The following is a 14,189-nucleotide window of genomic DNA, read 5'->3' on the forward strand; positions in this document are numbered from 1 at the left end:
TATCTCGGGTCTTATTTTAAAGGTTATAGCAAAAATGGACTTATGATACAGCCCCTTCTTTTTTGTTAAATATCACCATTAAAGGTATCTGCTTCTTGGAAATCACCAGCATATTTATAGCCTCTAGCAAACCATTCTTGTCTTTGCTTAGATGTTCCATGAGTAAAGGAATCAGGAACTACATACCCCATCGTTTCTTTTTGTAAAGTATCATCCCCTACTGAAAAGGCTGCTTGAAGTGCTTCTTCAATGTCTCCTTCATCTAAGATACCTTGCTCATCAGCATAGCGTGCCCAAGCTCCTGCATAATAATCTGCTTGCAATTCTAAGCGAACCGTTAATTCATTCTTAACGCCTGGATTTTGTTGAGCCAGTTTCTGATAATCATCCATTGTCCCTAGCTGTTGTTGGACATGATGCCCCACTTCATGAGCCAGAACATAAGCCATCGCAAAGTCTCCTGGAGCGCCATATTTATTAGCTAATTCACGATAAAAACTAACATCTATATAGATAGCTTGGTCACCTGGACAGTAGAAAGGGCCTGCAGAACTTTGGCCAAATCCACATCCACCAGTATTTGTTCCTTCTGTGTAAAGGACTAATTTTGGTCTTTTATAAGTTAAATCATATTCAGCGAACTTTTCAGTCCAAAAATCTTCGGTATTAGCTAATACTACTGAAAGAAACTCTCCTTCTTCATCAGTTATTTGATTGTTAGAGTCGGACTTTTCACTAGCATCTTCAAAAACGACACCTGAATCACCGTAGTTGTGATTCGTTGGTTGCCCGCCTCCTAACAAAGAAGATCCTCCTGTAAAAAAGGAAATAAGCAAGATTCCTATCAAAATCCATTTAAATTTCCCTTTTGACATCAATAACATCATTAGGAGATTACCACTCATACCACCCGAACGGCCTGAGCCCATTCCTCCGCCAAAAGAACTTCCGCCTTGGCTTCGACGGTCTTCAACATTTTTACTTCGTCTTAAATCTTCCCACCTCATTTTCGGCCTCCTTAATACTAGACGAATGGAGCTAACAATCTCAACAATGCGTCGATAATCCTTCCAGCAATCGAACGTCTTAGGTGCTTCATCCGAATTAATTCAGCCACACTCTGTGCCTGAATAAAGTCATCTTTAATCGCTTTTATTTCTGGATGATAGTATAGCAAGGTAGCCGTTTCAAAATGAAGATATAGTGAACGATAATCTAAATTAAGGGTACCGACTATCGCCACCCGATCATCTGAAACGAATGACTTAGCATGTAGAAAACCGGGAGTATATTCATAAATTTTTACTCCACCTTCTATCAAAGGACGATAGAAAGACCTAGTAATTCGATAAACTAATTTTTTATCAGGAATTCCTGGTGTCATCAAGCGCACGTCCACACCCCTTTTAGCTGCTAAAGTCATAGCCGTTTGTAACTCATAGGAAATAATTAAATAGGGAGTAAAAATATAAACATAACGCTCTGCGGTGTTGAGAATCTCACGATAGACATTTTCACCTATTACTTCACTATCTAAAGGTGTATCACTAAAGGGTTGGACATAGCCGCTGGACTCATTACCTTCGATAATACTTAAACTTTCATCTAAACTGGCTTGGTCAGTAAATTTTTTGTCATCTGAATCTTCAGTTACGTAGGCATTCCACATAGTTAAAAACATTTGTGAGATGTTCCATACAGCAGCACCTTTAATACGAATCATAGTGTCTTTCCAATAGCCAAATCGCTCCACCGCATTAATATACTCATCTGCAATGTTTAGACCCCCTGTATAAGCAATCTTATCATCGATAACAATATACTTGCGGTGATCTCGAGTATTGTAAACAAGAGAAACAATTGGCCGCACTGGGTTAAATTTAAGGGCCTTAATATTAAATGCCTCCATTTGTTCGACAAAGTCTTTAGGAAGCCTTAAAAGACAACCGAAATCATCATATATTAAACGTACTTCTACACCTTCTTGAGCTTTTCTTTTAAGCACGTCAAAGATTTGATCAAACATTTGACCTTGTTCAATAATGAAGAATTCAAGAAAAATATGTGAGTGTGCTGACTCTAGGTCTTGAATAAGTGGTTCCATCATTGATTCGCCATTCGCAAAATACTTAACGTCTACCCCCGCAGAAACAGGCATTTTTGCGTAATCATTGACATACTTTGCAATGCCTGCAATCCGTGGATTATCTTGTGCTAGCGACCCTAAGGCATTGGGCACCTTTTTTAAGTCCCTTAAATGATAGCGATTCTGACGATTAAGTCGTTCTGTCATATCTGCCAAAGGTCGTTTGTTACCAGCATAGAGATAAAACAAAGAGCCTATGATAGGTGAAACTGCTAATAACACAATCCATGATAAGCGATAAGCAGGACTTTCGTTCTTATCTAGCAAATAAATGATGATCCCAAAAGATACAATAGTCATAAAGAGGTTTAGCCAAACAGAATAGGCAATTAGATCTTTGACCAATACAACTATCCATATAATCTGGAGAATAGTTAAGGCAGCGATAATTAATAAACGAACAATTAGAGGCTTTGTCTCATTTGTTCTTTTCCCCATACCTTCTCCCCCTTTTAATTTTATAATTCAAAGTGTTTAAGATAAGCTTGAGCGATTTTTTCTGCTGAAAAACCAAAGTGTTCAATGGCTTGGTGGCCTGGAGCTGAGGTACCAAATTCATCAATACTAATGGTTAAGCCATCCATACCAATATATTTATGCCATCCAAAGCTAGATCCCATCTCTATAGAAGCTCGTTTGTCAAGCTGTTTAGGTAGTATCATTTCTTTATACTCGTCACTTTGTTGATCAAAAATATTTTGAGCAGGCATCGAAATAACATTTACATAAACTTCTTTTTCAGCCAATAGTGCTTGAGTTTCAATGGCTACTGAAACTTCAGATCCTGTAGCAATTAAAACACCTTGTGCGTCTTCCTTGGCAGGTGAGATGATATAAGCACCTTTACGAACACCTTCTTCTGCTAATTCATTAGAGTTGTTGATAACCGGTAAGTTTTGACGGCTAAGAACTAATAAAGTAGGTGTTGTTTGAGATTCCACGGCAATCTTCCAAGCCACCATTGTCTCGTTTGCATCTGCCGGTCGGATGACATTAAGATTTGGCATGGCACGAAAAGCTGCTAAATGTTCAATCGGTTCATGTGTTGGACCATCTTCACCTACAGCAACTGAATCATGTGTTAAAACATAAGTAACGGGTAATTGAGATAAAGCTGACAAACGAATGGCCGCTTTTAAGTAATCTGAGAATACAAAGAATGTCCCACCATAAATTTTATTTCCACCATGCAAAGCAGCTCCATTCATCATGGCAGCCATGGCAAATTCTCTAACACCAAACCAAATGTTTTGTCCTTGTCGACTTCCTGGCATAAAGTCTTCTGTCTCTTTAATCATGGTCTTGTTTGAACCAGAAAGGTCAGCAGAGCCTCCCCATAAATATGAAACTCTAGCTTTTAGGCCTTGAATGGCTGTTCCAGAAGAGCTTCTTGTCGCTTCAGCTTTAGCATTCACATCGAGAAATTTAAGGTCAGCTGCATAATCTTCAGGTAATTCATTTGCAAAAGCTGCTTTTAATTCTTTTGCTAATTCAGGATTAGCTTCTTGATATTGTTCAAATAAATTTTGCCATTCATCTTGAGCTTTTTTTCCACGTTCCACTATTTTTTCATTAAAAACAGATTTAGTCTCTTCGGGCACAGTAAAGGCTGGATAATCATATCCATATTTTGCTTTAGTTTGTGACCAAGCGTCTGCTCCCAATGGCGCTCCGTGAACTTTAGAAGTTCCCTCATTCGGTGACCCAAAACCAATCACTGTTTTTACTTCAATAATTGAAGGTTGGTCGCTTACTTCTTTAGCAACTTCGATTGCTTGAGAAATAGCCTCTAGGTCATTACCATCTTCTACTCTTTGATAATGCCAATTTTGACTCTCAAAACGTTTTTTAATATCTTCCACAAATGATAAGTCTAAGTCACCATCTAAAGAAATATCGTTTGAATCATAGAGAACCACTAATTTGCCTAATTTTTGACGGCCAGCATAAGAGCAAGCTTCATAAGAAATACCTTCCATTAAGTCGCCATCACCCACTAATACATAGGTGTAATGATTAATAACTTGATGTTGGTCCGTATTATATAAAGCAGCCGTATGTTGTTCTGCCATAGCCATACCAACTGCTTGCGCAATTCCTTGACCAAGCGGTCCCGTAGTCGCTTCAACTCCATCAGTATGACGATATTCAGGATGCCCTGGTGTTATAGAACCTAATTGACGGAATTGTTTTAAATCTTCCATTGTAACTTTGAAGCCAGATAAATGTAATAGACTATATAGCATGGCTGAACCATGTCCAGCAGATAGCACAAAACGGTCTCTATTAATCCATTGACTATCTTTAGGATTAATATTCAAATGACTCGACCACAAAGCATAGGCCATTGGCGCTGCTCCAAGTGGTAATCCTGGATGTCCTGAGTTGGCCGCTTCTATTTGGTCAACACTTAAAGCACGAATCGTATTTACAGCAATTTGATCTTTTTTAGAAAACATATTGAACTCCCTTATACTTATTTTAAATTTATTATACCATCTTTCTGCTTAGTTTTTATATCCCGTCTTATTTTATTTTTTTTTTACGATATTTAGCCATCAATTCAGCGAAGATATCTGCAGAAGCAGGTGGGCTATAGGTAATGGTATTAGCACCTACTTCAAGAGTCTCTAAGATGCTGGGGCCTGTTGGACCTCCTGTAGCTATGATAGGTACAACGTCACCCACTTGTTGACGAATTTCTGCCACTAACTGAGCGGTTCTAGCACCTCCAGAAACATTTAACATATTAGCCCCTGCATTTAATTTCCCAATATCATCATCATGCTCACTTGAAACAGTTGCCACTACAGGATCATCAACCACCTGGGCAATCTGACGGATTAGCTCATTTTCCATTGGTGGATTAACGACTACTCCAAAGACTCTCGCTTGCTCAGATTGAAAGGCTAGTTGAATACTGCGCTCGCCACTGGTCGTTCCTCCTCCTTCTCCAGTAAAAACTGGTACGGATGAGACATTAATCAATGACTGATTAATAGCCATTTGTGGTGTGAAAGGATAAACTGACATAACAGCATGGGCATTTGAGTTTCGAATAAGGGCCACATCTGGCGAAAATAATAAACTCTTCATTCGATGACCAAAAATCCGAATTCCAGAAGCTTAATAGATTTCGTCCGGCATCTCAACTAAGCGATGGCGTAATTTAGATGAAAATTCCGGAACTTGTTTTGATACTTGCGCCTCCAGCTCTTTGATGACAACCCAACTGTTATTTTCACTATCTATCTCTGTTTGAATGGATTCGTAAGAATAGCCTCGCCCTTTATAATGGGCCATGAAGTCCTCTTTATTAAACTTATCCTCTGCCATATAAAATCTCCAATTCCTTTTAATATCCTTTATTCTAAACAATCCTTAACTAAAAGCTAGAAAAAAGATAAAGAACCAAGCAAAAGCTCGGTTCGTTTTTTTACTTAATCATGGCAAAAAGACCATTCAATTGATAGTCACTGCCTTCTTTGCGCGCAGAGTGAAGCTCGGAAGATAGATAAGTAGAACGCCTATCTACCATTATTCTTTCTTGAGGGATCCCCAAATCTTGAATTAACTTCATGTTAGCATCAGTCATACTCAATTGATACTTGCCCTCTTTTTGACCTGGTTTTATATATAAAGCATGATTATCCCACTCGGCAAAAGCTTGATAGACTTCCTCGCCCACTTCATAATGATCTTGGTCAATGGAAGGACCAATATAGACCCAAAGATCTTCTAATTTACAAGCAAATTTCTCTTGCATCTTTTTAACAGCCAATTGACTGATTTTTTGTACCGTGCTTCTCCAGCCTGAATGAACAATTGCAAAAACTTTTTGGTTGGCATCAAAAATAATGACAGGAGTACAGTCCGCAAACTTTATCATTAAAACTTGCTGAGGCTGATTAGTTAACAAACCATCCGATTGAGGCACTATATGCCCAATTGCAAACGGATTGCTAATTTCTTCTTGAGGAAATGCAACCTTGGGACCATGAACTTGTTCTCCAGTATAGAAACTTTGGAAGTCAAAACCTCCTTTTTCAAGCGCTTTTGTAATTTGTTGGCTTACCGCTGCTTCACCTATTTTAGCGACTCTAAAATTATATTCTGCTCCTGCTAAAAATACTTGTAGACCCATTTTTTCGAATGGCTGAAAAAAATTATTCATTAATTTTTTCCTCCTGAACATTGATATCATAATGATTACGAATGACCTCTGCAAAACATTGTGTCATACTGGCAGTAAAGCCCCATAGATACTCTCCACTAGGTAAATTATAAAACGGAATTTTACGTTTTACCACTCTAAATTGATAAGATGCACCATGAGCCATTAAGTGGAAGGGGAAATCTTCCCCTACTTCCGTCAATACAGATGCATCGTAATAAGTTGGATTATTATTTAAGACATAGTCTAAGGGAAGGGTAAACAAATAAGCGACTTCTTTGGCATTCGGACTTATATTATCAAAAGTAATATCTTTAATCAAAGCTACATAAGAATGAATCATTGTTGCATCATGAATCAATCCATCTAACTCTCCAATAACTTCTATGTGTTTACGACTGATATTTAATTCTTCCATCGTTTCCCTAACTGCCGCTGCTTCAAAAGTTTCACCCGCCTCCACCTTTCCTCCCGGAAAAGAAGTATCGCCCGGCTGAGAAATTAAGGAGCTTCTTACTTCATAAAGGAGGTGCCATTCATTTTCTCTTTGAATAAGAGGAATTAAAACAGCATAATGTGTCTTATCTTTAAATTGATTCGGCCGATAATTAGCAAGCGATTGTCTAATCTGTTCTTCTTCTCGTTTCAACTTCTTCCCCCCCTCTAAAGTATTTTCATAAATTATAGCACTTTTTATCTCGTTTTCGAAATAAAAGAGATGGGATAGTTCATTATATTCCAAAAAAAGATTGTCAGCACTAAAAAATTTTGTTATTATTCTTATGTTGCACCCTGTGCAAAGAATAACTGTAGATTAGCAAATAATTTACGGCAGAAAGGAAGTATACACATGAAAGCAGGCATTCATCCAGAATATCATCCAGTTGTGTTTATGGATACTTCGACAGGTTATAAATTTTTATCAGGATCAACTAAGTCTTCTTCAGAGACAGTTGAATGGGAAGATGGAAACACTTACCCTTTAATCCGGATTGAAATTTCATCTGATTCACATCCATTCTATACTGGACGTCAGAAATTTACACAAGCCGATGGACGCGTCGACAAGTTCAACAAAAAGTTCGGATTTGTGGACAAAAACGCAAAAAAAGAAGACTAATTTTAAACAGCTCAAAAAGCCGACCCAGGTGCTTAAAAGCGCTCCGGTCGGTTTTTATTTGCATTTGTTTTTAGAGACTCATTGATGACTTTCTATTGTTTTGAAAAGGCCTTGCATCTCTTTAAATAATTTAATAAGATTTATTATTATAATGATTTAAAATATTGTTATAGGAGGAATAATTAATAGTAGTATGGAATCAAATGGAAAGAATAAAAAAAGTTTTGTACAGCGTTCACTAGATTGGGTGGAAAAAGTCGGTAATAAGATGCCGCACCCAGTAGTAATTTTTATCATCTTGTCGGCTATCACTATTTTAATCTCTGACTTGGTTTACCGCTCAGGCGTTTCAGTAGAGTTCTTTGATGCGAAAGCAGATGAAACCAGTACTATAGCAGCCGTCTCACTCTTAAACAGTGATGGCTTACGCTATATATTTGAATCGGCGGTTTCAAACTTTACTAGCTTTGCTCCTTTAGGAACTGTTCTCGTCACCATGTTGGGTGTTGGAATTGCAGAATGGTCAGGCTTAATCGGCTCTGCCTTGACTAAGTTAATTATGAAGGTACCTAATTCACTCTTAACCATGGTGGTTGTTTTTGCCGGTATTATCTCAAATATTGCCTCTGATGCTGGTTACGTAGTGGTTGTGCCACTTGGCGCTATTATGTTTGCTGGTGCTAAGCGCCACCCAATTGCTGGTCTAGCTGCTGCCTTTGCTGGGGTATCGGGCGGATTTTCAGCCAACCTTATGTTTGGACCAACTGATGCCTTATTAGGAGGGATCACTAACGTCGCTTTAAATGCCAGTGGCATTGATTATGAAGTTTCCATTAGTGGTAACTGGTATTTCTTAATCGTCTCTACTGTTTTCTTAACCATTATTGGTACTTTAATAACCGAAAAAATTGTTGAACCACATCTTGGTTCATACCATGGCGACTTTGATAAACATGAAACTAGCGAGCTATCCCTTAAGGAAGAAAAAGGTCTAAAGAATGCCGGGATCGCATTGTTAGTTTCATTAGTCGCGGCTTTTCTACTAATGAACCCTTGGTTTGGTCCCTTCCAATCAATCGATCCTGAGACCGGTCTAAAGACTTTACAACCCTTTATGAATACCGGCTTAATATTTATGGTTTTCTTATTATTTGGTATACCAGGCTATGTATATGGTCGTACAACTGGCAAAATTCAAAATTCTAATGACTTCGTGGAATCAATGATTGAGGCTATGCGATCAATGGCAGGTTTCATCGTAATGGCTTTCTTTGCTTCCCAACTGATTGCTTACTTTACCGAGTCTAATTTGGGAATTATTTTAGCTTCAACAGGTGCAGATTTCTTAAAAAGTCAAAAGATTTCAGGAATTCCTTTAATCCTTGCTTTTATTTTCTTTGCAGCTTTTATCAACTTGTTTATTGGTTCAGCTTCTGCCAAGTGGGCAATCTTAGCTCCTATCTTTGTTCCAATGTTTATTGCCATTAACTTGTCCCCAGAGATGACCCAAATGGCTTATCGTGTGGCTGATTCATCCACTAATATTATTTCACCATTGATGAACTATTTTGCAATGATTCTTGTGTTTATGCAACGATATGATAAGAAGAGTGGAATTGGGACCCTTATTTCAACTATGCTACCATACTCTATTGCTTTCTTAATCTTCTGGTCAATCTTATTAATTGTATGGTACAGTCTCAACCTTCCATTAGGACCTGGCGCACCCGTACAAGTTTCAATGATTCAACCTCTATTAGGACTTTTATAAGATTTCATATAGTCAAAACAGGTGTTTCTTAATTGCTACAAAAACAATCCTACCTAATCAGCGTATAGGTGGGATTGTTTTTTGCTTGTTTTCTTATTCACATAATCTATCTATCTATTCATTTTTTTGATAAAATAATCATATTCTATTGTGCTTAGGAGAATTCCATGAAAAAACTTTATAAATTGATCTTTACTTTACTGCTTATTTCCATAAGTTTAATTTTAACTCATCCTTCCATATTAGCTAAACAAGAGTATACGATTGGAACTTCCGGTCAGACCAAACCACTCAACTATTTTGATGATAAGGGTCAATTAGTAGGAATTGAAATTGAAATCCTGCAAGAAATTGATCGACGTAATGAAGATATTGAGTTCAAATTTGAAATTACTGAGTTTTCTTCCCTCTTCGCAGGACTGGATTCTGGTCAGTTCGATCTAGTCGCCAATAATTTGGGTGAAAATCCCGAACGACGTGAAAAATTTTTATTTTCCCTCTACCCATATGTCATCACTCACAATGTATTAATTACAGCTAATGATAGTAGGGAAGGCCTCACCATTGAACAAATGGCAGGCAAATCTTTTGGTGTCGTTCCTTCTTCCCCGCAATCTATCTACCTAGAAGCTTGGAATGAGACTCACCCTGATAAGGCAGTTGTTATCCAATATGCAGAGTCTGACCCAGCCTCTTTAATACGTGATGTTTATAACGGTCGAATCGACGCGACTATTTACGCCACAACCTATCTAAAGGATGTTGAGGATACTTACGGCATCCAATTAAAAATGCATCCGATAGCTAACGAAGAAGAAATTAGAATTCCTGGCTCTTATTTTATTTTCCGCAAAGATGAAGTTGAATTGCGGCAAGTGGTTGATCGAACCCTACAAGCTATGCGACAAGATGGTAGTCTGAGTGAAATTTCACTGAAATATTTAGGTCAAGATGATACTCTGCTAAATGAAACAATTATTCAGCGCAATCAGAGCTTTGAATCCCAAAGACTTAAAGAACAAACGAACAGTCAACTTATTTCATTAAATGCCATTAAAATCGCTTTCCCACGGATTCTTGAAAAACTTCCGATTACCTTATTAATTACTCTTATTGCTGGGATAATCGGCTTAATACTTGGATTTATTTTAGCTATCATCAAACTCAAAAAGATCAAAGGTCTAAGAGGGTTCGTCAATCTTTTTGTTTCTTTTATGCGTGGAACCCCCTTGCTTGTTCAGCTATTTCTTGCTTATTACGGCTTACCCATCTTTCTACAATGGCTTAATCGATCAATTGGTACTGATTGGGATGTGAATCAAGTCCCTGCCATTCTTTACGCTTTCTTAGCCATGGGACTAAATGAATCTGCCTATAACTCTGAAACGATTCGCTCAGCCATTCTTTCTGTCGATCATAAGGAGATTGAAGCTGCCTATTCTATTGGCTTAAATGCTAGTCAAACCATGTGGAGAATTATCTTACCTTCAGCTATGATTAATGCCATACCTAACCTAGGAAACAGTCTTATTCGCTTATTAAAAGGGACATCCCTAGCCTTTACCATTACGGTCGTTGATATGATGGGACAAGCCAAAATAACTGCTGGCTCTAATTTACGCTTTTTTGAAGCTTATATTGCTATTTCATTGATATACTGGCTCTTATGCATTCTATTAGAATGGATGATTAAAAAACTGGAAAGCTATTACCAAGTGGGCTGATTTTTAGAAAGGAACTTAAAATGTTAGAACTAAATCATTGGTCAAAGTCATTTCAAAATAAAAAAGCTATTCAAGATATCCATTTAAAAGTTGAGGCTGGACAAGTCCTGACTATTATCGGACCCTCTGGATCGGGCAAATCGACTCTACTACGAACAATTAACTTTATTGAACCTGCTGACGAGGGAACTATTCGTTTGGATCAGTTAACACTGAATGTTGAAACGGTCTCTCAAACTGATGTTCTTAACCTCCGTAGACAAACAGCTATGGTATTTCAAAATTATGCATTGTTTTCTAAAAAGACTGCGCTGGAGAATGTGATGGAACATCTTTTAATGGTGAAAAAACTTTCTAAATCTCAAGCAAAGGAAAGGGCCATCCCCTTCTTACATCAAGTTGGTATGGGGGACCATCTAGATGACTACCCTCACCAGCTATCAGGCGGACAACAGCAAAGAGTTGGAATTGCTAGGGCTTTAGCGATTGAGCCCAAAGTTATCCTATTAGATGAACCCACTTCTGCTTTGGACCCTGAACTGGTTGGAGGCGTTTTAGACCTTATTCAAAAAATTGCCCACCAGCATATGTCCTTAATCCTTGTAACTCACGAAATGAAATTTGCCCAACAAGTATCAGACCGAGTCGTATTTTTAGACAAAGGTATCCTTTTAGAAGAAGGAAGCAGCTACGATGTTTTTAATAATCCACGACATCAACGAACACAAGCTTTTATTGAAAGTATTTCCTAAATAAATAACGCTCTCTTTGATGGATTAATCCCCATCAAAGAGAGTGCTGTTTTAATTTCTTTTTTTAATTCTAAGATTAATGAGTAGCGCCACCAACAGCTTTGATATCTTCTTTTTCATTATACTCAACAATCGCTTCAATTGCTTTTTCAATTCCCTTAGCAATATCCTTCAATGACATTGAAGGAACGTTTGGCTTATCAACCACTTGTTGGGTCATAAAAGGAATATGCATAAAGCCTGCTTTAGTATTCGGCATCTCTTTTGCCGCAAAATAAAGTGACTGATACATAATATGATTACAAACGAAAGTCCCAGCAGTATTCGAAACGCTTGCGGGTAGACCGGCTTTACGAATAGCTTCTACCATTGCTTTAACCGGTAAGCTAGCAAAATACGCAGGTTCTCCGTCTTTTTGAATAGAAACGTCAATCGGTTGATTGCCTTCATTATCTGGGATACGCGCATCATCTTGGTTAATGGCCACACGCTCAGGTGTTAACTCCGCACGCCCCCCTGCTTGACCGATGTTTAAAATAACATCCGGTTTTACTTCCAAGGCTTTTTCACGAACAACTTCCGCTGATTTATGAAAAACAGTCGGGATTTCCAATTTTATGATTTCTGCTCCTGCAATCTCATCAGGCAACATTCTTACTGCTTCAATGGCTGGATTTACGTCTTCGCCACCAAAGGGATCAAAGCCTGTTACTAAAATTTTCATCAAATTCCTCCCTATTCACTTCTATTTTACAATTAAAAAGCAAAGAAATACATTAATACAATATGGACTACAATCATTACCACTGCAACTGGAATCTGCTGTTTAATGACGCCATACTCATTCTTCATTTGTAATAGAGCTGCTGGCAAAGCATTAAAATTTCCAGCCATCGGCGTTATCAAAGTTCCACAATAACCAGCAGTCATGGCTAAGGCTCCTGCCACAAAAGGATCTGCCCCTAAGGCAAATACAAAAGGTATTCCTATTCCTGCAGTAATAACGGTGAAGGCTGCGAAAGCATTGCCCATAATGGCAGTGAAGATTACCATTCCCATTACGTAAGCAACCACTCCAAAGAAACGGCTATCAGCAGGAACGACGTCACCAATCAAACTGGCAATGACATCACCAACACCTGCCGCTGTAAAGACTGCTCCTAAAGCGGCTAGTAGCTGAGGTAAAATACCTGTAGTAGAAACTTGTTGTACCATTCGACTATTTTCATCAAGAAACTCATAGGGTTTAGCTTTTGAAACGATGAACACTATAACGGTGGCTAAAACTGCACCCATTGCGATCCCGACTACATTAAAGCTTTGAATCGTAAATCCAATAATTAAAGCCACTATCCCAAGTGTTAATACAGGGATAAAGATTTTATTACCGACTCTTTCAGAACGAGCTTCTGCTTTATCTTCATCAACTATTGGTAAAGTTCCCACTTTAACTTGTTTAAAGAGTGATAAAGCACCCATGACACAGATGATAATTCCGATAATCATAGGGGGGATAAATTGTCCACCTAAAAAAGTGAGACCAGATAAACCCCAAAACATGGCTGTTCCAACTCGATTAGGATTCGTTTCGTCTGTAAAAGCTCGCCATGCCGTGTGGAGAAGTTGCAAACCAATAAGAATAAAAGTGATTTCCAAAAGCATTGGCACATAAGGTTCAAGTGCGGCATTTAAGCTTTCAAGGAAAGTTATCGCTAGAAACCCAGCATAATTACTTAAGAGTTGCATTATTTAACCTCCCCTTTATGATGACGTCTAATTTTGACATCCAATAATAAGTTGTAAACGACTACTACAATTAAAGCAATGATAGCAATTGGCATTGAAGCAACGGCTACATTAGCCGTCGTTCCTTCATAACCTAACTCTTTTAAAGTCCCAGCAATCAAGAGGACTCCAGCTGAACCTATGAAAGTATTTTGTCCAAAAAAGTTTCCGAAGTTCTCATTAGCCGCCGCACGCCCTTTAATCAATTCGGTTTCTTCTTCATTAAGATCGTCGCCTACTTTTAACTTAGTTGCTGCTTCACCCATTGGGTAGATTAATGGACGCACAAATTGTGGGTGTCCTCCCAAACGAATTGATAAAAATCCTGCAATTATACGAATCAACATATAAAGAGAGTATAGCCAACCAGTGGTTAACCCCTTTAGTTTTCCAATCAGTTTAACAGCTTGCTGTTTCAAACCATAAGCTTCTGATAATCCAATCATTGGTAAAGATAAAAAGAATAAAGATACAACTCGCTGTTTAGTATAAGTTTCTCCCAAAATTGTGAAAAATTCAGCCAGGGAAATCCCTGAAACTAAAGCTGTAGCTAATCCTGCCAGTATAACAGTTGCTAAGGTATCTAGCTTAAAATAAAAACCAAGAACGATAATAATAATTCCGATTAATTTAATCCATTCCATAAGTAACCTCCTTTTTTATGTTAGATTCTAATAGTACCATAGAGCTAACTCTATAACACCTTCGTTTTATTAT

The 14,189-nt window shown here is 38.0% G+C and carries 14 protein-coding genes; 4 read left to right on the forward strand and 10 right to left on the reverse strand.

The genetic code is table 11. The features are described from left to right. Window positions 1–65 precede the first annotated feature (65 nt). The 7 genes from ypfJ to ACQV2T_RS04785 all read right to left on the reverse strand — a co-directional run bounded on the left by ypfJ (window position 66) and on the right by ACQV2T_RS04785 (window position 6,969). On the reverse strand, window positions 66–1,007 hold the full coding sequence (gene ypfJ / locus ACQV2T_RS04755) for a KPN_02809 family neutral zinc metallopeptidase (protein WP_428875244.1): 942 nt from the start codon (window positions 1,005–1,007) through the stop codon (window positions 66–68). A gap of 17 nt (window positions 1,008–1,024) precedes the next feature. Then, window positions 1,025–2,584 carry a cardiolipin synthase gene (gene cls / locus ACQV2T_RS04760; protein ID WP_428873148.1) on the reverse strand — a complete coding sequence of 520 codons (1,560 nt, stop codon included), beginning with the start codon at window positions 2,582–2,584 and terminating at the stop codon, window positions 1,025–1,027. A 20-nt stretch (window positions 2,585–2,604) separates the two neighbouring features. After that, window positions 2,605–4,605, reverse strand: coding sequence for a transketolase (gene tkt / locus ACQV2T_RS04765; RefSeq protein ID WP_428873147.1), 2,001 nt, complete (start codon window positions 4,603–4,605; stop codon window positions 2,605–2,607). A gap of 67 nt (window positions 4,606–4,672) precedes the next feature. Further along, complete coding sequence (locus ACQV2T_RS04770; RefSeq protein WP_428893301.1) at window positions 4,673–5,242, reverse strand: hydrolase; 570 nt, start codon at window positions 5,240–5,242, stop codon at window positions 4,673–4,675. Between the two features lie 30 nt (window positions 5,243–5,272). Further along, entirely contained in the window at window positions 5,273–5,482 is a 210-nt protein-coding gene (locus ACQV2T_RS04775; protein ID WP_428893302.1) for a hypothetical protein, read from the reverse strand. Window positions 5,483–5,582: 100 nt separating this feature from the next. Next, window positions 5,583–6,320 (reverse strand): peptidoglycan editing factor PgeF, encoded by a 738-nt coding sequence (gene pgeF, locus ACQV2T_RS04780; protein ID WP_428875240.1) that lies wholly within the window; start codon window positions 6,318–6,320, stop codon window positions 5,583–5,585. Continuing rightward, a complete protein-coding gene (locus ACQV2T_RS04785; protein WP_428873143.1) occupies window positions 6,313–6,969 on the reverse strand; it encodes an NUDIX hydrolase in 657 nt (218 codons plus the stop codon). Before ACQV2T_RS04785 ends, pgeF begins: the two co-directional genes overlap by 8 nt. 201 nt (window positions 6,970–7,170) lie before the next feature. Between ACQV2T_RS04785 and ACQV2T_RS04790 the strand changes: the two genes are divergently transcribed. The 4 genes from ACQV2T_RS04790 (at window position 7,171) to ACQV2T_RS04805 (ending at window position 11,687) form a co-directional block, all read left to right on the forward strand. Continuing rightward, window positions 7,171–7,440, forward strand: a complete 270-nt coding sequence (locus tag ACQV2T_RS04790) for a type B 50S ribosomal protein L31 (protein WP_428873142.1) — start codon at window positions 7,171–7,173, stop codon at window positions 7,438–7,440. Between the two features lie 193 nt (window positions 7,441–7,633). Next, window positions 7,634–9,211, forward strand: a complete 1,578-nt coding sequence (locus tag ACQV2T_RS04795; RefSeq protein WP_428885150.1) for an AbgT family transporter — start codon at window positions 7,634–7,636, stop codon at window positions 9,209–9,211. A gap of 167 nt (window positions 9,212–9,378) precedes the next feature. Further along, a complete protein-coding gene (locus ACQV2T_RS04800; RefSeq protein WP_428893303.1) occupies window positions 9,379–10,935 on the forward strand; it encodes an ABC transporter substrate-binding protein/permease in 1,557 nt (518 codons plus the stop codon). Between the two features lie 20 nt (window positions 10,936–10,955). Then, the gene (locus ACQV2T_RS04805; protein ID WP_428876065.1) at window positions 10,956–11,687 is read left to right on the forward strand and encodes an amino acid ABC transporter ATP-binding protein; all 732 of its coding nucleotides are present in this window, start codon (window positions 10,956–10,958) and stop codon (window positions 11,685–11,687) included. 76 nt (window positions 11,688–11,763) lie between these two features. On the opposite strand, the gene pcp is transcribed toward ACQV2T_RS04805, so the two are convergent. From pcp to ACQV2T_RS04820, 3 genes are all read right to left on the reverse strand, one after another. Beyond that, window positions 11,764–12,411, reverse strand: a complete 648-nt coding sequence (gene pcp / locus ACQV2T_RS04810; RefSeq protein ID WP_428873138.1) for a pyroglutamyl-peptidase I — start codon at window positions 12,409–12,411, stop codon at window positions 11,764–11,766. 32 nt (window positions 12,412–12,443) lie between these two features. Continuing rightward, window positions 12,444–13,349 (reverse strand): DUF979 domain-containing protein, encoded by a 906-nt coding sequence (locus tag ACQV2T_RS04815; RefSeq protein ID WP_428893316.1) that lies wholly within the window; start codon window positions 13,347–13,349, stop codon window positions 12,444–12,446. Window positions 13,350–13,432: 83 nt separating this feature from the next. Then, window positions 13,433–14,116, reverse strand: a complete 684-nt coding sequence (locus tag ACQV2T_RS04820; RefSeq protein ID WP_428873137.1) for a DUF969 domain-containing protein — start codon at window positions 14,114–14,116, stop codon at window positions 13,433–13,435. Window positions 14,117–14,189 lie beyond the last annotated feature (73 nt).

This window comes from Facklamia sp. P13069, from assembly GCF_050409405.1.
Taxonomy (GTDB): Bacteria; Bacillota; Bacilli; order Lactobacillales; family Aerococcaceae; genus Facklamia.

What these genes read in the sequence shown, in the direction of transcription:
- ACQV2T_RS04805 (WP_428876065.1), top strand. Translation starts at nt 10,956, where the DNA reads ATGTTAGAACTAAATCATTGGTCAAAGTCATTTCAAAATAAAAAAGCT.
- ACQV2T_RS04790 (WP_428873142.1), top strand. Translation starts at nt 7,171, where the DNA reads ATGAAAGCAGGCATTCATCCAGAATATCATCCAGTTGTGTTTATGGAT.
- pgeF (WP_428875240.1), bottom strand. Translation starts at nt 6,320, where the DNA reads ATGAATAATTTTTTTCAGCCATTCGAAAAAATGGGTCTACAAGTATTT.
- pcp (WP_428873138.1), bottom strand. Translation starts at nt 12,411, where the DNA reads ATGAAAATTTTAGTAACAGGCTTTGATCCCTTTGGTGGCGAAGACGTA.
- ACQV2T_RS04815 (WP_428893316.1), bottom strand. Translation starts at nt 13,349, where the DNA reads ATGCTTTTGGAAATCACTTTTATTCTTATTGGTTTGCAACTTCTCCAC.
- ACQV2T_RS04820 (WP_428873137.1), bottom strand. Translation starts at nt 14,116, where the DNA reads ATGGAATGGATTAAATTAATCGGAATTATTATTATCGTTCTTGGTTTT.
- ACQV2T_RS04800 (WP_428893303.1), top strand. Translation starts at nt 9,379, where the DNA reads ATGAAAAAACTTTATAAATTGATCTTTACTTTACTGCTTATTTCCATA.
- cls (WP_428873148.1), bottom strand. Translation starts at nt 2,584, where the DNA reads ATGGGGAAAAGAACAAATGAGACAAAGCCTCTAATTGTTCGTTTATTA.
- tkt (WP_428873147.1), bottom strand. Translation starts at nt 4,605, where the DNA reads ATGTTTTCTAAAAAAGATCAAATTGCTGTAAATACGATTCGTGCTTTA.
- ACQV2T_RS04775 (WP_428893302.1), bottom strand. Translation starts at nt 5,482, where the DNA reads ATGGCAGAGGATAAGTTTAATAAAGAGGACTTCATGGCCCATTATAAA.
- ACQV2T_RS04795 (WP_428885150.1), top strand. Translation starts at nt 7,634, where the DNA reads ATGGAATCAAATGGAAAGAATAAAAAAAGTTTTGTACAGCGTTCACTA.
- ypfJ (WP_428875244.1), bottom strand. Translation starts at nt 1,007, where the DNA reads ATGAGGTGGGAAGATTTAAGACGAAGTAAAAATGTTGAAGACCGTCGA.
- ACQV2T_RS04770 (WP_428893301.1), bottom strand. Translation starts at nt 5,242, where the DNA reads ATGAAGAGTTTATTATTTTCGCCAGATGTGGCCCTTATTCGAAACTCA.